This is a genomic window from Cupriavidus sp. 01T418 (assembly GCF_056398885.1).
Genome location: NZ_JBFTQG010000003.1, coordinates 175,364 through 194,808, shown reverse-complemented (window position 1 = coordinate 194,808; position 19,445 = coordinate 175,364). Strand labels below are relative to the sequence as shown.

Annotated in this window: 15 protein-coding genes and 1 tRNA gene; 4 read left to right on the top strand and 12 right to left on the bottom strand. The window is 64.4% G+C overall.

The features are described from left to right. From leuD to AC1DQ3_RS05105, 3 genes are read right to left on the bottom strand one after another with little or no spacing between them, the layout of a single operon-like run. The gene (leuD, locus tag AC1DQ3_RS05115; protein ID WP_477119095.1) at positions 1–660 is read right to left on the bottom strand and encodes a 3-isopropylmalate dehydratase small subunit; all 660 of its coding nucleotides are present in this window, start codon (positions 658–660) and stop codon (positions 1–3) included. Continuing rightward, the gene (gene leuC / locus AC1DQ3_RS05110) at positions 653–2,071 is read right to left on the bottom strand and encodes a 3-isopropylmalate dehydratase large subunit (RefSeq protein ID WP_477119094.1); all 1,419 of its coding nucleotides are present in this window, start codon (positions 2,069–2,071) and stop codon (positions 653–655) included. The genes leuD and leuC overlap by 8 nt, the downstream gene beginning before the upstream one ends. Before the next feature lie 60 nt (positions 2,072–2,131). Continuing rightward, a complete protein-coding gene (locus AC1DQ3_RS05105; protein ID WP_477119093.1) occupies positions 2,132–3,136 on the bottom strand; it encodes a tripartite tricarboxylate transporter substrate binding protein in 1,005 nt (334 codons plus the stop codon). Positions 3,137–3,293: 157 nt separating this feature from the next. On the opposite strand from AC1DQ3_RS05105, the gene AC1DQ3_RS05100 reads away from it, so the two are divergent. Then, a complete protein-coding gene (locus AC1DQ3_RS05100) occupies positions 3,294–4,214 on the top strand; it encodes a LysR family transcriptional regulator (RefSeq protein ID WP_477119092.1) in 921 nt (306 codons plus the stop codon). Between the two features lie 20 nt (positions 4,215–4,234). Here the strand turns inward: AC1DQ3_RS05100 and chrA are convergent, their stop codons facing one another. The 4 genes from chrA to AC1DQ3_RS05080 all read right to left on the bottom strand — a co-directional run bounded on the left by chrA (position 4,235) and on the right by AC1DQ3_RS05080 (position 6,935). Continuing rightward, complete coding sequence (chrA, locus tag AC1DQ3_RS05095; RefSeq protein WP_477119091.1) at positions 4,235–5,590, bottom strand: chromate efflux transporter; 1,356 nt, start codon at positions 5,588–5,590, stop codon at positions 4,235–4,237. A gap of 95 nt (positions 5,591–5,685) precedes the next feature. Further along, positions 5,686–6,132, bottom strand: coding sequence for a GNAT family N-acetyltransferase (locus tag AC1DQ3_RS05090; protein ID WP_477119090.1), 447 nt, complete (start codon positions 6,130–6,132; stop codon positions 5,686–5,688). Positions 6,133–6,346: 214 nt separating this feature from the next. Continuing rightward, positions 6,347–6,422 (bottom strand) — tRNA-Cys (locus tag AC1DQ3_RS05085). 93 nt (positions 6,423–6,515) lie between these two features. Next, positions 6,516–6,935 carry a hotdog fold thioesterase gene (locus AC1DQ3_RS05080; RefSeq protein ID WP_477119089.1) on the bottom strand — a complete coding sequence of 140 codons (420 nt, stop codon included), beginning with the start codon at positions 6,933–6,935 and terminating at the stop codon, positions 6,516–6,518. Between the two features lie 248 nt (positions 6,936–7,183). Here AC1DQ3_RS05080 and AC1DQ3_RS05075 point away from each other — a divergent pair, with 248 nt between their 5' ends. Both AC1DQ3_RS05075 and AC1DQ3_RS05070 read left to right on the top strand, forming a co-directional pair. Further along, positions 7,184–9,028, top strand: coding sequence for a putative bifunctional diguanylate cyclase/phosphodiesterase (locus AC1DQ3_RS05075; RefSeq protein WP_477119088.1), 1,845 nt, complete (start codon positions 7,184–7,186; stop codon positions 9,026–9,028). An 8-nt stretch (positions 9,029–9,036) separates the two neighbouring features. After that, positions 9,037–10,488 (top strand): HDOD domain-containing protein, encoded by a 1,452-nt coding sequence (locus AC1DQ3_RS05070; RefSeq protein WP_477119087.1) that lies wholly within the window; start codon positions 9,037–9,039, stop codon positions 10,486–10,488. A gap of 53 nt (positions 10,489–10,541) precedes the next feature. Here AC1DQ3_RS05070 and AC1DQ3_RS05065 read toward each other — a convergent pair whose 3' ends face one another. From AC1DQ3_RS05065 to glmU, 4 genes are all read right to left on the bottom strand, one after another. Further along, the gene (locus tag AC1DQ3_RS05065; RefSeq protein ID WP_477119086.1) at positions 10,542–10,970 is read right to left on the bottom strand and encodes a GNAT family N-acetyltransferase; all 429 of its coding nucleotides are present in this window, start codon (positions 10,968–10,970) and stop codon (positions 10,542–10,544) included. 568 nt (positions 10,971–11,538) lie between these two features. Continuing rightward, entirely contained in the window at positions 11,539–13,293 is a 1,755-nt protein-coding gene (locus AC1DQ3_RS05060) for a phosphodiesterase (protein WP_477119085.1), read from the bottom strand. A gap of 672 nt (positions 13,294–13,965) precedes the next feature. After that, positions 13,966–15,804, bottom strand: coding sequence for a glutamine--fructose-6-phosphate transaminase (isomerizing) (glmS, locus tag AC1DQ3_RS05055; RefSeq protein WP_477119084.1), 1,839 nt, complete (start codon positions 15,802–15,804; stop codon positions 13,966–13,968). Positions 15,805–15,924: 120 nt separating this feature from the next. After that, positions 15,925–17,286, bottom strand: coding sequence for a bifunctional UDP-N-acetylglucosamine diphosphorylase/glucosamine-1-phosphate N-acetyltransferase GlmU (glmU, locus tag AC1DQ3_RS05050; protein WP_477119083.1), 1,362 nt, complete (start codon positions 17,284–17,286; stop codon positions 15,925–15,927). 302 nt (positions 17,287–17,588) lie between these two features. Between glmU and AC1DQ3_RS05045 the strand changes: the two genes are divergently transcribed. Beyond that, positions 17,589–18,455: a DUF6279 family lipoprotein gene (locus AC1DQ3_RS05045; RefSeq protein ID WP_477119082.1), complete on the top strand. Its 867-nt coding sequence runs from the start codon at positions 17,589–17,591 to the stop codon at positions 18,453–18,455. 15 nt (positions 18,456–18,470) lie between these two features. On the opposite strand, the gene ttcA is transcribed toward AC1DQ3_RS05045, so the two are convergent. Further along, positions 18,471–19,412, bottom strand: a complete 942-nt coding sequence (ttcA, locus tag AC1DQ3_RS05040) for a tRNA 2-thiocytidine(32) synthetase TtcA (protein ID WP_477119081.1) — start codon at positions 19,410–19,412, stop codon at positions 18,471–18,473. Positions 19,413–19,445: the final 33 nt, after the last annotated feature.

Here is a 19,445-nt window from a genome sequence, read left to right as displayed (position 1 = left end):
TCAGGCGGACAGCCGCGCCATGGTCTTGGCGGCGACGTCCTGCAGCCAGGGCTGCGCTTGATGATGACGGCGCGCGAACGCCTCGATCTGCGACGACTGAGCCAGCGTCGCGCCGATCATGTCCAGGCCTTGCCGGAACATGGTGCGATGGCGCTCCGCCAGCGTGAAGGCGAAGCGCAGGGCGCCCGCGCTCACCATCATCGCGGCGAGGTCGATCTCGATCCGTGCCGGCACGCCGCGCGACACTTCGGCCATCAGCGCATCCACCTCGGCCTGCGGCAGCATCACCAGCAGCAGGCGGTTGTTCATCGCATTGGAGTAGAAGATCTCGCCAAAACCCGGCGCGATCACCGCGCGGATGCCGAATTGCTGCAGGCCCCACACCGCGTGCTCACGACTGGAGCCGCAGCCGAAGTTGGGGCCCGCCACCAGCACGCCGGCACCGTGGTATTGCGGCTGGTTGAGCACGAACGCAGGACGCGGCGCGCCCTGCGCGTCGAAGCGCATATCATAGAACAGGCCACGGTCCAGCCCGGCCTTGTCGATGATGCGCAGGAACTGCTTGGGCATGATCTGGTCGGTGTCGAGGTTGCCGATGGGCAGCGGCGCGCCGAGGGCGGCGATCAGGTCGGTATCGTGGTCGGGCATTGAATCAGGCATTGCATTGCTCCAGGCGGCGCACGTCGGTGATGCAGCCGGTCAGCGCCGCGGCGGCGGCCATGGCGGGACTCATCAGGTGGGTGCGCCCGTCGCGTCCCTGGCGTCCCTCGAAGTTGCGGTTGGTGGTGGAGGCGCAACGCTCGCCGGGTTCGAGCACGTCGTCGTTCATGGCGAGGCACATCGAGCAGCCGGGCTTGCGCCATTCGAAGCCCGCGTCGCGCAGCACCTGCGCAATGCCTTCGTCCTCGGCCTGCTGGCGCACCGCGCCCGAGCCTGGCACCACCATCGCACGCACGCCATCGGCCACCTTGCGCCCGCGCACGATGGCGGCCACCGCGCGCAGGTCTTCGATGCGGCCGTTGGTGCAGGAGCCGATGAATACGCGTTGCACCGGCAAGCCCTCGAGCGTGGCGCCCGCTTGCAGGCCGACGTAGTCGAGCGCCCTGGCGGCGGCGCTGCGCGCCGTTTCATCGGTGGCGTCCGCCACCAGCGGCACGCGCGCGTCGATGGGAATGGCCTGGTCGGGGCTGGTGCCCCAGCTCACATAGGGGGCGACGTGGCCGGCGTCGAAGGCAAGCTCGCTATCGAAGCGCGCATCCGCGTCCGAATGCAACTCACGCCAGCAGGCCAGCGCCCGCTCGCGCATGGTTGCGTCGATATCGGCGGCGCGTGCCAGCACGTAGCCGATGGCGCTCGCGTCCGGTGCGATCAGCGCGCCGCGCGCGCCGGCTTCCACCGTCATATTGCACAGGGTCATGCGGGCCTCGATGGTGAGCGCGTCGATCGCGCTGCCGGCGAACTCCACCACATGGCCGCGCGCGCCCTGCGCGCTGATACGGCTGATGATATGCAGGATCAGGTCCTTCGCGGTGACGCCGCGCGGCAGCACCCCATCCACACGGATGCGCATGTCCTTCGCCACGCGGTACACCAGCGTCTGCGTGGCCAGCACATGCTCTACCTCGGACGTGCCGATGCCGAAACCGAGCGCGCCCAGCGCGCCATAGGTGGTGGTATGGCTGTCCCCGCACAGCACCACCATGCCGGGCCGGATCATGCCGTGCTCGGGCGCGATCACGTGCTCGATGCCCTGCAGCGCATCGTCGGTGTCGAACAGGGAGATGCCATGCTGCACGCAATTGCGCTTGAGGTTGCGCGCCTGCAGCGCGGAGGCCGGGTCCTGGATGCGGCGCGGGCTTTGCGCATGCGTGGGAATGATGTGGTCCACCACCGCCACCTGCTGGCCGGGCGACGGCACGCCCCGCCCCTGCGCGGCCAGCCCGGCGAATGCCTGCGGGCTGGTGTACTCGTTCATCAGGTGCAGATCCGCGTAGAGAACCACGTGATCGGCGTCGAGCGCGGCCACGGTGTGCGAATCCACCAGCTTGCGATAGAGAGTAAGGCCTGACATGGGGCTCTGCCTGCGTTGGGTTGGGTTGGGTTGCCGAATAAGCGGGAGAAAGCGCCGTGCTTACTCCGGCGTGATGCCGGCCTGCTTGATCTGCGCGGCCCAGCGCCTGATTTCCTTGCGCAGCATGGCGTCGGCCTGCGTCGGGCTCATGGTGAGCGGCTCGAAGCCCTCCTTGACCAGACGCGCCTTGATCTCCGGCGCGGCCAGCGCCTGGTTCAGCGTCTGGTTGAGTTTGGCGATCACGTCCTTGGGCGTGCCTGCGGGCGCGCTGACGATAAACCAGGTTTCGAAGGCGTAGTTGGGCAGGCCGGCCTCTGCGATGGTCGGCACATTGGGCAGCAACGGCGAGCGCTTCGGCCCGGTCACCGCCAGCGCACGCAGCTTGCCTGCCTGCACCTGGGGCAGCGCGGCCGACAGCACCGGGAAGCTGAGCTGCACCTGCCCGGCAATGGTGTCGACCATGGCCGGGCCACCGCCCTTGTAAGGCACGTGCAAGATGGCGGTGCCGGACTCCGACTTGAACAGCTCCGCCGCCATGTGGAAGGTGCTCCCGGTGCCCGCCGAGCCGAAGCTCAACTGGCCCGGGTGGCTCCTGGCCAGCGCGATCAGCTCCTTCACGTCCTTGGCCGGCAGGCTGTTGGTCACCACCAGCACATGTTGCGAAGTCCCCATGGTGCCGACCGACATCAGGTCGCGCTCGGTGTCGAACGGCAGCTTGGCGAACAGCGATGGATTGACGGCCAGCGCCACGTTGTTGATGGCGAGCGTATAGCCGTCGGGCCTGGCCTTGGCCGTCTGGTCCATGCCGATATTGCCGGACGCGCCGGCACGGTTGTCCGCCACCACCGGCTGGCCAAGCTGCCGGCCCCAGGCCTCGGTGATCAGCCGCGCCGCGATGTCGACGCTGCCCCCGGGGGCGAACGGCACGATCAGGCGGATCGGTCGCGCGGGAAACGACTCGGCTGCGGCCAGCCCCGGCGCGACGGCCGCAGACAGGGCGATGGCGCCCAATGCGAGGCGCGGGATCCAGCGTATGTGGCGGACAAATGCGGAAAAGCGGTTCATGTGAGGTCTCCTGGGTGGCAGGCTGGCTTGCGAGGCAGGATCCTCCAAGCCGCCGCACTTATTGAGACGCCAGTTTAACCATTGAACCCATCGCTATAATTGCATCCACAGACTTTCATTCGGGCGCTGAATTCATCAATTCAAGCATTCACGCAACGTGGACAACTTCTCCGACCTCGCTTTCTTCGTCACCCTGGTCAAGCGCGGTAGCCTGGCCGGCGCGGCCCAGCAGTTCGGCATCACGCCGTCGGCAGCAAGCAAACGGCTGGCGGCGCTGGAGGCGCGCCTTGGCGTGCGCCTGCTCAACCGCACCACGCGCCGCCTGAGCGTGACGCAGGAAGGCGAGGCCTACTTGGCGCAGGGCGCGCGCATCCTGGCCGAACTGGAGGAACTGGAACAGGGACTGGGCGGCAGCCGGGTGGCGCCGCGCGGGCTGCTGCGGGTGAATGCCACGCTCGGCTTCGGCCGGCGCCACGTAGCGCCGGCGGTGGGCGCCTTCCTGACGGCCTGCCCCGAGGTGGAGGTCCAGCTCGAGCTGACCGACCGGCCGCTCAACCTGGCGGAAGCCGGTTTCGATGTCGGCATCCGCGTGGGCGACCTGCCCGACGCGCGCCTCACCGCACGGCCCATCGCCCACAACCGCCGCCTGCTGTGTGCCGCGCCGCGCTACCTCGCCAGCTACGGCGAGCCGGCCTCGCCGCGCGAGCTGCAGCAGCACCGCTGCATCGTGATCAGGGAAAGCGACGCCACCTACGGCACCTGGCACCTGCGCTCGGCCAGCCGGCAGGAAACCGTCAAGGTGCGCGGGCCGGCCAGCACCAACGACGGCGAAGTGGCGCTCGGCTGGGCCTTGCAAGGCCACGGCATCCTGATGCGCTCGGAATGGGAAGTGGCGCCCATGCTCCGGTCCGGGCGGCTGCGGCAAGTGCTGCCCGACTGGGAGACGCCGCCCGCCGACGTGTTCGCGGTCTTCCTCACGCGCGACCACCTCACGGCCAAGGTGCGCGCCTTCGTCGATTTCCTGGCGGAGCACTTTGCCGCGCACCGCGTGCAGGGCGCACCCTATGGCGGGTGGTAGGTAGCGGGCATTGGCAAGCGCTAGCCGCGCAGCATTACCAGCGCCAGCCCGGCGGCGCCGCACCCGAGGATCACCGGGATCACCCCGGCCTTGAGGCGGAACAGCGCCACCGCCGCGGCCAGCCCGATCAGCGCCGAGGGCCAGTCGAAGCGGCCATGCAGCCCGCTGGGCCACAACACGTGATAGGCAAAGAACACCGCCAGGTTCACGATCACGCCGACCACTGCCGCGGTGATGGCGGTCAGCGGCGCGGTGAACTTCAGGTTGCCATGCGTGCTCTCCACGAACGGCCCGCCCAGCAGGATAAACAGGAAGGACGGCAGGAAGGTGAAGAAGGTCACCGCCGTGGCCGCCGCCATGGCCGATGCCACCGCCGTATCCGCGCCGAACACGGTATGCGTCCAGCCGCCGACGAAACCGACGAAGGCCACCACCATGATGAGCGGACCGGGCGTGGTTTCCCCCAGCGCAAGACCGTCGATCATTTGCGGCGCGGTGATCCAGTGGTAATGCTCGACCGCGCCCTGGTACACATACGGCAGCACCGCATAAGCGCCGCCGAAGGTCAGCAGCGCGGCCTTGGTGAAGAACCAGCCCAGTTGCGTCAGCGTACCCTGCCAGCCGTAGCGCCATGCCAGCGCGCCCATGGCCAAGCCCCAGATCGCCAGGAAAACCGCCAGCACCCGCGCGAAGCGCTTCCAGGTGAAAAAGGCATGCGCCGGCGTAGGCGTGTGGTCGTCCAGCAAGGCGGGGCCGAAACCGGTCTTGGCCGCGCCATGGCCGCCGCCGCTGATGAAACGTGCCGGCGCGAAGCGGCCGCCTACATGGCCGATCACGGCCGCCGCCAGCACAATGACCGGGAACGGCAATGCGAGCGCGAAGATAGCGACGAACGCGGCCGCCGCGATCGCCCACAGCGAGCTGTTCCTCAGTGCCCGCGAGCCGATCCGCCAGGCCGCCGACACCACGATGGCCGTCACCGCCGGCTTGATGCCGTACAGCACGCCCGCCACCGCCGGCACCTCGCCAAAGCGCATGTAGATCCACGACAGCAGCATCAGGACCAGCAGCGACGGCAGCACGAACAACCCGCCGGCGATCACGCCGCCCCAGGTACGGTGCATCAGCCACCCGATATAGGTCGCCAGCTGCTGCGCCTCCGGGCCGGGCAGCACCATGCAGTAGTTGAGGGCGTGCAGGAAACGGCTCTCGGAAATCCAGCGGCGCCGCTCGACGAGGTCCTCGTGCATGATCGCGATCTGGCCGGCGGGCCCGCCGAAGCTGATAAAGCCCAGCTTGAGCCAGTACCAGAAGGCCTGGTGCAGGGTGATGGCAGCCGGGGCGGCGGTGTCTGGCGCGGTGCTGGTTGCTTGCATGAGTGCAGTTCTTGGGATGGTTCGCCAGCGGAGGGTCGGGCGCCCAAGTTAGCAGAGACTTGTGTCAGCATTCCATACGGCGCGCGTCGCGTGGATCATTTCAGCTCGCAGCACATGCACAGCGGCAGCGCCCCCTCCTGGCGCCGGAACTCGCGCGACGCGCGCACTTCAGGCGCCAGGCGATCCGCCGAGATCAGCGAGAACCCGTAGCGGGCGAAGTAGCTGGGGCAAGTAGCGCTGAGCAGCACGGCGCGCGTACAGCCGTTGGCACGCGCGCGCATCAGCACGGCGGACACCATATGGGAGGCGATGCCGCGATCGCGATACGGCGGCAGCACCGCGACCGAATGCACGACGATGGTTTCCCCACAGCCTTCGGCGCCGGCGCAACCGATGATCACGCCGTCGAGCAGGGCAATATGGAACAACGCCAGCGAGGGATCGAGATCGTCGCTGGCGAGGCCACAGGTTTCAAGCACTTCCGCGATTGCCGGCCAATCGGCCGGCTGTGCGAAGCGGATACGCAGATCTTCTCTTGTCATTGCATTTATTTCCCCGCCACACGCACGACAGCGGAGGTTGTCATGGATGGACTGCGCTGGCTTCACACTACATGAATCGGGCGACTTGTTCCAGCGGGGAAAACGGCATATGAGGCGTCCAAGCCGACGCATGCGGATGCGGAACTTGTGCGCCATGCATGGTGGAACCGGGTAGCACCGGAATAAACAAAAGCCCTGAAAGGTCAGGGCTTGATGGAGGCGGGGGGAACGGAATCGAACCGCCGTGTACGGCTTTGCAGACCGTCGCATAACCACTCTGCCACCCCGCCGCTGCCGGGATGCCGCGATTGGCATCCGCTACAGTGCGGCCCGCAGTGTAGCCGGAAATGAAAATCTTTGCACGGCACCGGACAAGCCGGCATTCAACGCGAAAGGATCGACATGGTGATTCGGGAAACGCACACCGTCTTGCCTTCTTCGTTGCGGATGTCGATGGCCCACACATGGGTGGTGCGGCCGATATGCACCGGCGTGGCGGTGCCGGTGACATAGCCGGTTCGCGCCGCGCGCACATGGTTCGCGTTGATATCCAGCCCTACGCAGTATTGCGTCTCGCTATCCAGGCACAGGCTGGCAGCGCAACTGCCCAGCGTCTCCGCCAGCAGCACCGATGCCCCGCCATGCAGGATGCCGTACGGCTGCACGGTGCGGCGGTCCACCGGCATGCGGGCACTGAGCGCGGCCTCGCCGATTTCGGTGAACTCGATGCCAAGCTGCTCGACGGCAGTGTCCTTGTGGCGGTCCTGCAGGTCTTTCAGGGACGGGGTCGATTTCCACAGCATGCACAGTCTCCGGTGTTGTTTGTCCTGCATTCTAAGGCACTAGCCACCTGAGGCTGGGGCGTCCGGCGTTGCCCGGGAAGCCGCGACCCGGCGGGGTGCGGCCAGGGTTGCAATTGCCACGACGATCCAATCTCCCGTTCGCCGAACCATTCGAGTTGCTGCGCAGCGGCGGATAAGCGTTAAACTGACATGCGCAGTGTGGCCGACATGCATTTAAGATCACTTTAAATCTTGGGCGGCCACGATTATTGGCGCCGGCGGCGTTCGATTATCGAGATTCTCAATCCAGCCTGGATTTCAACAAGAGCTCCATGACGTCGTTTACGTATGATGCTGTTCTAGCGGACGAGCCTCCTGAATGGCCATTGTCCGAGCGGAATCCGCACTTCCCGGTCGATGCATTGGCGCGCGACGCCTGGGCGCTGCTCGAAGCCTCGGGCGGACTCGCCCTGCAAATCGATGTCGCGGGCAACATCGTGCTGGCAACGGAAGCATCGGCTCAGTTGCTGGCCTATCCCCGGGAATATCTTCTTAAGTCCTCGATACTGGATGTGGTGTCGTTCGAACAGCGCGAGCTGCTCGCCGATCTGCTCCTGGCCTGCGAGCAAGACGGATCCGTCCGGCGAGGCCGGATCCGGTTCTCCGGCGGGGTCGGCGAAAGCCGATGGCTGGACCTCAGGGTGTGCCGCCACGCAGATGAAGACGGCAGCGCGTGCCTCCTGTTGTTTGGCTACGACGTTACCCACTGGGTCGACAATGAACAACGGCTGATCGAGGCGTCCTTTCGCGACCCCCTGACTGGCGTCGGTAACCGTGCATTCCTGCGCGAGCGCATTTCCGCATATTTTGTCGAGGACGGCACGGGAAAGCGGCCCTTTGCGGTCGCCTTGATGGACCTCGACGGGTTCAAGAAGGTCAATGATTCGCTGGGCCATGAATATGGCGATGCCTTGCTGAAACAAGTCAGCGTGCGACTGCTGGATGCCGTTCGGCCCAAGGACGTGGTGGCGCGGCTGGGCGGCGACGAGTTTGTGCTGCTGCTCGACGGGATCGCGTCGGAAGCGGCCGCCATTGGCCTGGTCGAAAGAGTGATCCATGCCTGCCGGCAGCCGTTCCATCTCGCGGGTTGCCAGATCCGTGTGACCACCAGCCTTGGCCTGACCTTCGGCTCGCATGCGCATCAGTCCGAGTCCCAGCTCCTCAAGCGCGCGGATCTCGCCATGTATGACGCAAAGGCGCAGGGCAAGAATCGCTATTGCGTCTACACGCCGGAACTGGAGCATCGGCTGGATGAGCAGTTCCGGATCGAACAGGACATGTTCGAGGCCGTCCAGAACGGGGAGTTCCTGCTCAACTATCAGCCCATCGTGTGGCCAGCTTCGGGCGAGGTCTGCGCCGTAGAGGCGTTGATGCGATGGCAGCACCCGACCGGGCCCATCGCGCCGAGCGTGTTTATCCCGGTTGCCGAGCATAACGGGCTCATCAACCACCTCGGCGCGTGGGCCCTGCGTTGCGCCTGCGCACAGCTGGCATGCTGGGACGCGCTGGGCTTGCATGTGGGATATATATCCGTCAATGTCTCCCCTGTTCAGTTCAGGCACCCGGGATTCGCGGATAGCGTCAAGAGGGCGATCAAGGACTCCGGCGTCAGCTCGCACCGGCTGGTCCTGGAAATCACGGAAGGCGCATTGATGACCGACCCGGAGGCGGCGCAGGACCTGCTGATGGAACTGGGCGCCCTGGGTGTCCGGTTCGCGGTCGACGACTTCGGGACGGGCTATTCCAGCTTGTCTTACCTGCGCCGGTTTCCGCTCTCGGCATTGAAGATCGACAGGAGCTTCGTGGCGGACATGATGAATTCACCGCATGCCAGGACCATTGTATTTGCCGTGTTGTCATTGGCGCGGGAACTCGGGCTGGTCGCCATCGCGGAGGGCGTGGAGTCCGACGAGCAAAGCCAGCTACTGGCCGAACAAGGGTGTGAACTGGTGCAGGGGTGGCGCTACGCGAAGGCAATGAGCCCGGTCCAGTTTGTGAAGCAGGCTCAAGGTGGAGAGCTGCGCCTTTGCAGCTCCCGGATATTCTCGAAGTAGACGGCGCCATGTCAAACAAGCAGTTCTTCGATGCACTGTGGGCCCGGATGGCCCAGCAAGGGGACTTCCCCACGCTGCAGTTCTGCATCGACAACGTGTTCAAGACGCTGAACACCGACATCAGCGTCGGCGAGATGGCCGCCGCCGTGCTCTCCGACTTCAGCTTGTCGCAAAAGGTCATTCGCCTGGCCAACTCCGCCATGTATCGCTCTTTCGGGGGCGAGGTCACGACGGTGTCGCGGGCCATCCTGGTCCTGGGCGTCGATGCGATCAGCCATCTCACGCTGGGCGTCCAGTTGCTGGACTATTTCTCCGGCGTGGCCATCAACCGCCCGCAGGCCTCCAATGAACTCAAGAAGGCCCTGCTCGCAGGCGAGCTCACGCGTACGCTCAGYAATGCGCACGGCATCGGACAGGCCGAGGAGGCCGTCGTTTGCACGTTGATGCACCACATGAGCCGGCTCTTGCTCATCTTCTACTTTCCTGAAGAGTGGGATCGGATCCAGGCCTTGTGCGAGGGCGATGCGGCGACGGAAAACGAAGCTTGCCAGCGTGTCCTGGACGTGACCCTGGAGGATATCGCGCAAGCGGCTGCCGTCAAATGGCGCTTGCCCTCCCTGATTGCCACATCGATGCTGCGCAAGCCCTTCGATGCGGACTCGGTACTCGAATCCCATGCCGACTGGCTGTGCGCACTCGCCGACGCGTCCGCCCGCGCCGCGGCGCTGCTTGCAAGGGACGCGCCGCAGGAGGAAGTCCAGGCCCTGCTGCTGACCCGCGCGCAGGCGCTGGGCCTGCAAACCGCCGCGGTCGAAGGCGCGGTCAAGCAGGCCATGGCATTGAGCGTCTCCATGACGCATGCGGAGTCCCCCGATACAACCGATGCGGACAATGCGGCCGACACCAAGCCGCGCCACAACGCCGGCAAGCCGAAGGATGCCCTCAAGCAACTGCAGCAGAGCCTGCTTGAGGTACAGCGCGAGGGCAGCGGGCTGCCGGTATCCGAACTGGCGCCGCTGGTGCTCGAATCAGCCATGCAGGCGTTGAATTTCTCGCATTGCTTTCTCATGCTGCTCAATCCCAAGGCGAAACGCTTTGGGGCGCGCGTCGGCTTTGGCGAAGGCATGCGCGAAAAACTGGAGGCGCTGTCGTTCGAAGAGGGATTCGTCCCCGATATCTTTCACTTCGCGGCCATCGCGCACAAGCCGATGCTCTTCGAAGACTCCTTCGACAAGGAAGTGGCCCACCGCGTACCGCGCTGGTATCGCGAGCAGATGCCCGATGCCAGGTCCATCCTGGTGGCGCCTGTGATGATCAAGAACCGCTGCGTCGCGATGATATGTGGAGACTGGGGCTCGACCGTTTGCGCGGGCGGCCTGTCCGAACGCGAGATGGAAGCGTTCGATCTGCTGACGCGCGAAATCGCATCGAGCTTTCTCAGGTCTGCCGAGCACCGATGACCTTGGCGCATCGGTGCGCTGGCTGACGGCCTACACATGACAATACATTCTGTCTAGAGCTCCACCCTCAGAAACCGTGTACTGATACTTGCGGCAAAAAATTGCGGAGACGCCCGTAGTTCCGGTGGTAAAGCTGCAAGCTCGACTGGCTCGAATCCAAGACGCAAGAAGTAGCCAGCGGCGGTATCCGTACCGACTACCAAGGACTCAATGCCGCGTAGCCGGACGTCCGAGACCAGCACGGCGAGCAGTAGCCCGGCCAACCCCGCACGTCTGGCGCGTTTTGCGACCGCGAGTCCTCGTACCAGGGCGACGTTGCCACCGAACTCCTCGATGCCGGCGCACCCAAGAAGGCCCTCCCTGTCTCTGCTGACATGAAATCGCACGGTTTGGCGACGTATGCCCCCAGCAGGTAGCGAGCAAGACTGCAGCAATGTCTCCACGTCGGACAAGTCGGTCTTGGTTGCATGACGGGGCCGCATGTTGCTACGTGGAAATCTAATAAAGATGAAGGGTGGAGGACAGCGAGCGCTGCGGTATGCGTCGGTTAGCCGAGCCGGCCCGCTTCACGTCGAGGACAAAGCGCCGCAAGCACGCCAAGGCCGAGTTCACACTGGCCCACGGCCGAAACAAAAGAGCCATCCTGGAAGGATGGCTCCGACAACCCCCGCGACAAAATGTCCAGCGAGCACTGCATCCAGGACCGGACACTCTCCGGCATCCGTGCCGTCTTGAAAAGATGCATCTGGACGTGCAATCAAATCGGCGCATGGCCCACCCCAATGGTCCAAACGCGAAAATGCTTTTCAGAATTCTTTAGCTGCGACTTGATACCGGCAATGATAGCGCTCTTGTATTGCAACAATAAGACACTCCTGAAGACAATATTTGCACAATCGCGTGAACTCAATGGTCGCGCACACGCCTCGACACACCCTGATATTGTCTTATGCGCCGCCACCGCCATCCCTCGATGCGCTGCTGCCCGCCACCTGAATAAACAGCTGGGCCGTGCCATGGACGGGAGTATTCAGATGAGCCCGGCCTTGGTCAACCGCAGCAGTTCGGGGCGGTGCAACAAACGTAGAAACTCTCGCTGGACCTCTTTGCCTCACGCTTAGCTGCAGCTGCCAGCGTCGCGATGGCATCGGTATCGATATTGGAGCCAGGCCCCACAGGGACCACACCCACCGCAATTGTCACAAAAGCGTAGAAACGCGAGTTTCCATGGCGGTCTTCGCTCTGGATGCCAGCAGCCTCGATATCGGCCGGCGCGTAGAGTTGCACCGCGTTTGCATTGAAACGCGCCATCGCTGTGCGGATGCGCGTTTCCCAGTCCTCGCTCTGAAAGAGGATAAGAAAATCATCACCTCCCACGTGCCCAAGGAAATCCTTGCGTTGGTCGCAAGCCTCGCTAAGGATCCCCGCCGCCAGCTTCAGCATTTCATCCCCCAGCCAGTAGCCATACTGGTCATTGAAGGGCTTGAAGCTGTTGAGGTCGCAATAGCACGCATGAAAGGGGGCGCCACTCTCGACCAGCCGTTTGATATGTGCATCGATTGGCATATTGCCCGGCAGGAACGTCAGCGGGTTGGCATATCTCGCCGCCTCGATGCGCACTTCCGTGACCGCCCGCACCAAATCCTCCCCCGTCGCCAGCCCCACATACTGACCCTGCTCGACAATCACCAGTCCATCGGACAGATAGCGCTGGTCTTCACTAATCAACAATTGGGCCAACTGCTCCATGGTCGCGCTTTTCTCAACCAGCACCGGAGATGCGTTAGCAAACTCCATGCAGCTCTTCCTGCCAAAGAGTTCCCGGTGATAGGGAAGCGCGTACGCATCGACAAGAGTCCGCCGATTTATCAGACCGACGGGCCGGCCATTTTTCACTACCGCAACAGCATGCAGGTTTGGATGCGTTGTGAGTATATCCAGGACATCGTTGTTGCGGGTTGATGGAGCAACGCTTGGCGCACTGATCAAAAACCTGCTTGCCGAAAACGCGCGAGGTGCCAGCTTGACGGCCTCTGGAAACACCGATATCGAGTTGGCACGAATAGCAACCAGTGCTTGCTCCTCAAGCTTTGCGCCAGGCTTGAGACTTGGCTTGCCCAGCACATACCCCTGCGCAAATGTAATGCCGATGTCGCGGCAGACCGTGAGGTCTTCCAGCGTCTCGAGGCCTTCTGCTATCAGTGTGGCGTGGCCGGCATTGGCGAGCTCCTGCATACACCGCAGCGCTGCAAGGCGGAAAGAAGATATTGCGACACCATCAACGATGGAGCGGTCAATCTTGACGTAGTCTGGCTGCAAGGCAATCCAAAGACTGAGATTGGCATTGCCCTGGCCATAGTCGTCCAGCGCGAACTGGGCCCCTGCTTCCCTCATCACGCGAAGGGAGGATGCAAGGGACGCCAGAGGCATTGGCGTAGTTTGCTCGGTGAGTTCGATGACTATCCGGTCAACTGGAAATTGAACCGCGCCCAAGAATCGGCGGACATCACCTTCGCAGCTGACAATCTCGCGAATGGCCTCTGCACTGAAATTGAGAAACAGCTTTCCTGGCAGGCCCGTTTGCGCAAAGGCACTGATGCAGACCCGGGCTGCGAACCGCTCCAGCCGAACCATGCAACCCTCCCGTTGCGCCTGCTCGAAGAGCGCCTGGGGACTCTCTAGAACAGACCCCACTGGGCCTCGAATCAATGCCTCGTATCCCAGAATTTCTCCCGAGGCAAGGTACCCGATAGGCTGGAACACCGCTTTTAGCAGCTCCTGCTCTATGCATTCTGCAATGGACATGGTGACAGCAAAGACCTATTACAACTACGAACATCTATGCAAGCGAACGCCGCCGGAAGTACGCCGGCGCGTACCGGAGCTTGATCACGTCAGTCTGACCGGTCCGACTACGCGACTCTGACGTGCAGACTCACAATGGTAGTCCGCCACTATCCGGCGAAGTACCAACCGGGCGAGGGGAGAGTAACTTCACTATATGACGTTTCGAGGATGCGCTGCTCCGAAGGCATTCACGCCAGTGCAACAACCATTTTTTGATGTTCACAAGGCAACGTTCGGGGGTGCGCTGGATGGAGCATGCCGAAATGGAAGGCCGCCTCAGGTAAGCGCTGAGACCTCAAGCTTGAAGGTTGCCGCATCCGCTGCAAGGCCTTCTGCCTGTTGGTGAAGCATGCTTGCCGCAGCAGCGACCTGCTCGCGGCAGCTGAACTCCGTGCAAGCCACCCAGCCGCGAGCGAGGTCAAAATAGCAAGCCAGCACCCTGCCCACCACGGCGCCGCAATGGTACCGAGCGCTATAAGTGGGTAGGTTGGAACGTACTATCGTGCCTGCATCCCATTGCAGCGGACCGGAGTGTCATCGCAACCGTTCCACGTAGCGGCCGGCAACGATTCCATGGAATGAGCCTGACGTCGGATTGCCCTTCTCACCGGGCGGCACGGCTTGCTTCGCTTACTCCACCGTGACCGACTTGGCGAGATTGCGCGGCTTGTCCACGTCGGTGCCGCGTGCGCAGGCCGTATGGTAGGCCAGCAACTGCAGCGGCACCACGTGCAGGATCGGCGAGAGGTCGCCGTAGTGCTCGGGCAGGCGGATCACCTGGATGCCCTCGGTGGACTGGATGTGGGTGTCGCTGTCGGCGAACACATACAGCCGGCCGCCACGGGCGCGCACTTCCTGGATATTGGACTTGAGCTTCTCCAGCAGCGCGTCGTTGGGCGCCACCGTGACCACGGGCATGGCCTCGGTCACCAGGGCCAGCGGGCCGTGCTTGAGCTCGCCGGCAGGATAGGCCTCGGCGTGGATGTAGGAGATTTCCTTGAGCTTGAGCGCGCCTTCAAGAGCAATCGGGTAGTGCAGGCCGCGGCCCAGGAACAGCGCGTTCTCGCGGCGGGCGAAGTCTTCGGACCAGGAGATGATCTGCGGCTCCAGCGCCAGCACGCCGTGCAGCGCGACGGGCAGGTGGCGCAGGTTGGTCAGCGCGGCCGCCTCGGCCTCGGCAGTCAGCCTGCCGCGCACCTTGGCCAGCGCCAGCGTCAGCATATACAGCGCGGCGAGCTGGGTGGTGAAGGCCTTGGTCGAGGCCACGCCGATCTCGGTGCCGGCACGGGTCAGGAAGCGCAGCTCGGTCTCTCGCACCATGGCGCTGGTGGCCACATTGCACACCGCCAGGGTATGGGTGTGGCCCAGCGACCTGGCATGGCGCAGCGCGGCCATGGTGTCGGCGGTTTCGCCGGACTGGGAAATCACCACCACCAGCGCGCGCGGGTTGGGCACGGTCTCGCGGTAGCGGTATTCGCTAGCCACCTCGACCTGGGTCGGGATCTTGGCGACCGATTCGAGCCAGTACTTGGCGGTGCAGCCCGAGTAGTAGCTGGTGCCGCAGGCCAGGATCAGCACGCTGTCGATCTCGCTGAACACGCTCTGCGCGTTCGCGCCGAACAGCTCCGGGGTAATGGCTTCGATGCCTTCCAGCGTGTCGCCAAGCGCGCGCGGCTGCTCGAAGATTTCCTTTTGCATGAAGTGGCGGTAAGGGCCCAGCTCCACGGCGGTGGCGTGGGTTTCGACCACGCGCACCTCGCGCTCGACCAGGTGATCGTGCACGTCGTGGATGGTGGCGCCCTCGCGGGTGATCTCCACCACGTCGCCTTCCTCCAGGTAGATGATGCGGTTGGCGGTGCCGGCCACGGCCAGCGCGTCGGAAGCCAGGAAGGATTCATTGTCGCCCAGCGCCACCACCAGCGGCGAGCCAGCGCGGGCGCCGACCACGCGCTCGGGATGGTCCTTGGAGAACACGGCAATAGCGTAGGCGCCGTGCAGGCGCTTGGTCACCGCGCGCACCGAGGCGAACAGGTCGCCGCGCGTGGCGCTGCTCGGATACGTGTAGACCTGGTGGATCAGGTGGGCGACCACCTCGGTATCGGTCTGCGACTCGAAACCATAGCCGGCGGCGCGCAGCTCTTCGCGCAGCGGCTCGTAGTTCTCGATGATGCCGTTGTGCACCAGTGCAATGCTCTCGCCCGAGAAATGCGGGTGAGCATTGGTGGTGTCGGGCTTGCCGTGCGTGGCCCAGCGCGTGTGCGCCACGCCGGTCATGCCGGCCAGGCCGGACGCGCGGGTCTGCTCGTCCAGGTCGGCCACGCGCGACACGGTGCGGGCGCGCTCGAGCGCGCCCTCGCGCACCACGGCCACGCCGCAGGAATCATAGCCGCGGTACTCGAGGCGACGCAGGCCTTCGATCAGGACCGGAACGATATTGCGCGCGGAAACCGCGCCGACGATGCCGCACATATTCTTCTCCCACAGGGTGCGGGCATGGCCGCACCGGATGATTGCTGCGAGGACGGCAGCGCCGTCGCCCGCGGATTGCCTGTGCCGCCGGCCCTTATCCGGGCCGGTCGGCGGCGGGACTCATTTTTTTGCTTGCTTGACCGGGCGCTGCCACCCGTCGAGCGTCGTCTGCCTGGCACGCGACAGCGTCAGCTTGTCGGCGGCCGCCTCCTTGGTCAGCGTGGTGCCGGCGCCGATGGTGGCCCCGCGGCGCACGGTCACCGGAGCGACCAGCTGCGTGTCGGAGCCGATAAAGACATCGTCCTCGATCACGGTGCGGAACTTGTTCACGCCATCATAGTTGCAGGTGATGGTGCCCGCGCCAATATTGACGCGCGAGCCGACTGTGGCGTCGCCCACATAGGCCAGGTGATTGGCCTTGCTGTGTGCCGCGATCTGGCTGTTCTTGACTTCGACGAAGTTGCCGATATGCACGTCCTCGGCCAGCACCGTGCCGGGGCGCAGCCGCGCGTACGGGCCGATGCGGCCTTCCGCGCCGACGCTGGCGTCCTCGAAATGACAGAACGGCTGCACCCGCGCGCCGGCACCCACGGTACTGTTGCGGATCACGCAGTTGGCGCCGATCTGCGCGCCGTCTGCCAGGTGCACGCGCCCTTCGAACACACAGTTGACGTCGATGGTGACGTCGCGCCCGCAGGTGAGTTCGCCGCGGATATCGATGCGTGCCGGATCGAGCAGCGTCACGCCGGCTTCCAGCAAACGCTGGGCCAGGTTGCGCTGGTGGATGCGCTCCAGCTCGGCGAGTTGCACCTTGCTGTTGACGCCAAGCGTTTCCCACAGTGCAGCGGGCTGCGCCGAGACCACTTCGACGCCTTCCGCGACCGCGCGCTCGACGGTATCGGTGAGGTAGTACTCGCCCTGGGCGTTGTCGTTACGCAGCGTGGCGAGCCAGCGGCGCAGGTGGCCGGTGGGCGCCAGGATGATGCCGGTATTGATTTCGCGGATGGCGCGCTGTTGCTCGCTGGCATCCTTTTGCTCGACGATGCGCACAATACGCCCGTCTTCGCGCACGATACGGCCGTAGCCGGAGGGATCATCCATCTCCACGGTCAGGATGCCGAAGCGCCCGTTTCCGGCCTCGGCCACCAGGCGCTGCAGGGTGGATGGCTCGGTCAGCGGTACATCGCCATAGAGCACCAGCGTGGGCTGGCTGTCATCGAGCAGCGGCAGCGCCTGCGCCACGGCGTGGCCGGTGCCAAGCTGCTCGGCCTGCAGGGCGAAGGCGACGTCTTGCGCGCCGACCGCCTCGCGCACGCGATCGGCGCCGTGTCCCACCACCACCACAAGCCGCGTTGGCAACAGTTTCCGTGCCGCATCAATCACATGCGCAAGCAATGGCCGGCCAGAGAGCGGATGCAGGACCTTGGGCAACGCGGAGTTCATCCGCTTGCCCATTCCTGCAGCGAGAATGACGATATTCACAAGGAGGGTCCTAAGTGAGTGTGTCCAAAAAGCCGATTGAAGCGTTTGACTCGTTTGATGCGTTTGACGTGTCTGATGCGTTTGATGCACTCCCCGGCGATGGCCGGGGATCTGCAGCGTCGGTCAGGCTCCTGGCCCAACCCCCGATGCGGGCCGCGAAGCCCCCGGCGAACGGGAATGGCGGGCGCGAACAGGCACCTGAACGTGTGGAAAAGGATTTTATCATGGCGGTTTTACGCCGTTTGACGCCTTTTCCCTTCCTGCGAAGGGACCATCTGCGTCGTCTCGTCCTTGCCACAGTCATGGTCGCCCTGACGGCCTGCAGCGCCATGAAACTGGGCTACCAGCAGGGCGACCGGCTGGCCTACTGGTGGATCGACAACTACGTCGATGTTTCCGCCAGCCAGGACCCGCCCACGCGCGATGCCATTGCCCGCTTCTTTGCCTGGCATCGCAAGGCCCAGCTGCCCGAGATCGTCCGCTTGCTGCGGCAGGTCAAGAGCGAAGTGCAGCAACCGGTATCCGTGGCCGCGGTGGCCAGGATCCAGGAAGACGCCCAGCGCCTGGCGCGCGTGGCCTTCGACCGCTCCACGCCCGATGTGGCCGACCTGCTGCTGACGCTGACGCCGGACCAGAGCGCCCGTATGGAGAAGAAATTCGCCGAAGCCAACGCCAAGTACCGCAAGAAATACCTGCGCCCGGAGCCGTCTGCCCGCGAGGAGGCCCGTTTCGACAAGGTGATGGACTATGCGCGGCTGGTCTACGGGCGCTTCTCCAGTGCCCAGGAAGCCACTATCCGGCGCGCCATGGTCCCGGTGGTGCAAGGCGCCGAGGCGCGCTACGCCGAAAGAGTCAGGCGCCAGCAGGAATGGCTGGCGCTGGCGCGCCAGGTGCAGGCCGATCATCCGCCCAAGGTCCAGGTCGTCGACATGCTCAAGCGCTATGGCGATCACTGGCAGAACCCGCCGACGCGGGAGCGCAACGTGCGCTACGAGGCCAATAAGGAAGCCGGGCTGGCGCTGATTGTCACCATCGCCAACCTGACCACGCCGGAGCAGAAGGCGCACGCGGTGGAGCGGTTCCAGGCTTGGATCGACGATGCCGACTCGCTGATGCGGGAAGGCTCCGCCAATGCGGCGGCAGCGCAGCCGGCGCGGGGGGAGGACTGAGGGAAGGAAGCCGGCTTACTCGGCGGCGGGCTGCGTCGTTCCGGCCGGCACGGACTTCTCGAAGCGCACGAATTCCAGCTTGTTCTCTTCCATGCTGCCGGCAAAGACCAGCGGCTGCTGGGAGTAGGTGGTCTCGCCGAACAGCGCGGCCTCGTCCACCTTGGCCAGGCCCGCGGCCAGGCCGTTGAAATCGAACAGTTCGGTATCCGCGAGGTGCGAAGGCACCACGCTGCGCAGCGCGGCAAAGATATTGTCGGTGCGGCCCGGGTTCTGCCGCTCCCATTCCACCAGCATCTCCTTGACCTTCTTGCGCTGCAGGTTCTCCTGCGAACCGCACAGGTTGCACGGGATGATGGGGTATTCCATGGCGCGCGCGTAGGCGGCGATATCCTTTTCCGGGCAATAGGCCAGCGGACGGATCACGATGTGCTGGCCGTCGTCGGTGGCCAGCTTGGGCGGCATCGCCTTCATCTTGCCGCCGAAGAAGAGGTTCAGGAAGAAGGTCTGGATGATGTCGTCGCGGTGGTGGCCCAGCGCGATCTTGTTGGCGCCCAGCTCCTTGGCAGTACGGTAGATCACGCCGCGGCGCAGGCGCGAGCACAGCGAGCAGGTGGTCTTGCCCTCTGGCACCTTCTCCTTGACGATGGAATAGGTATCCGCATCGACGATCACATACTCCACCCCGACCGATTTCAGGTAGGCCGGCAGGATATGCGCGGGGAAGCCGGGCTGCTTCTGGTCGAGGTTCATCGCGATCAGCTTGAACTTGACCGGCGCCCGCTTCTGCAGCGCCATCAGCACCGACAGCATGGTGTACGAGTCCTTGCCGCCGGACAGGCAGACCAGCACCGTGTCGCCATCCTCGATCATCTTGAAGTCGCCGATGGCACGGCCCGTCTGCGACTGGAGATAGGTCTCCAGGCGGAAGAAGTTCTTGGAATGCGTGGTGGCGGTCATGGCGATCGGGGGCGGCAGAGCAAAGGTCGAAGC

Coding starts and splice junctions, on each gene's coding strand:
- leuD (WP_477119095.1), bottom strand. CDS start 660: ATGCCTGATTCAATGCCCGACCACGATACCGACCTGATCGCCGCCCTC.
- leuC (WP_477119094.1), bottom strand. CDS start 2,071: ATGTCAGGCCTTACTCTCTATCGCAAGCTGGTGGATTCGCACACCGTG.
- AC1DQ3_RS05105 (WP_477119093.1), bottom strand. CDS start 3,136: ATGAACCGCTTTTCCGCATTTGTCCGCCACATACGCTGGATCCCGCGC.
- chrA (WP_477119091.1), bottom strand. CDS start 5,590: ATGCAAGCAACCAGCACCGCGCCAGACACCGCCGCCCCGGCTGCCATC.
- AC1DQ3_RS05090 (WP_477119090.1), bottom strand. CDS start 6,132: ATGACAAGAGAAGATCTGCGTATCCGCTTCGCACAGCCGGCCGATTGG.
- AC1DQ3_RS05080 (WP_477119089.1), bottom strand. CDS start 6,935: ATGCTGTGGAAATCGACCCCGTCCCTGAAAGACCTGCAGGACCGCCAC.
- AC1DQ3_RS05065 (WP_477119086.1), bottom strand. CDS start 10,970: ATGCGGCCCCGTCATGCAACCAAGACCGACTTGTCCGACGTGGAGACA.
- AC1DQ3_RS05060 (WP_477119085.1), bottom strand. CDS start 13,293: ATGTCCATTGCAGAATGCATAGAGCAGGAGCTGCTAAAAGCGGTGTTC.
- glmS (WP_477119084.1), bottom strand. CDS start 15,804: ATGTGCGGCATCGTCGGCGCGGTTTCCGCGCGCAATATCGTTCCGGTC.
- AC1DQ3_RS05045 (WP_477119082.1), top strand. CDS start 17,589: ATGGTCGCCCTGACGGCCTGCAGCGCCATGAAACTGGGCTACCAGCAG.
- ttcA (WP_477119081.1), bottom strand. CDS start 19,412: ATGACCGCCACCACGCATTCCAAGAACTTCTTCCGCCTGGAGACCTAT.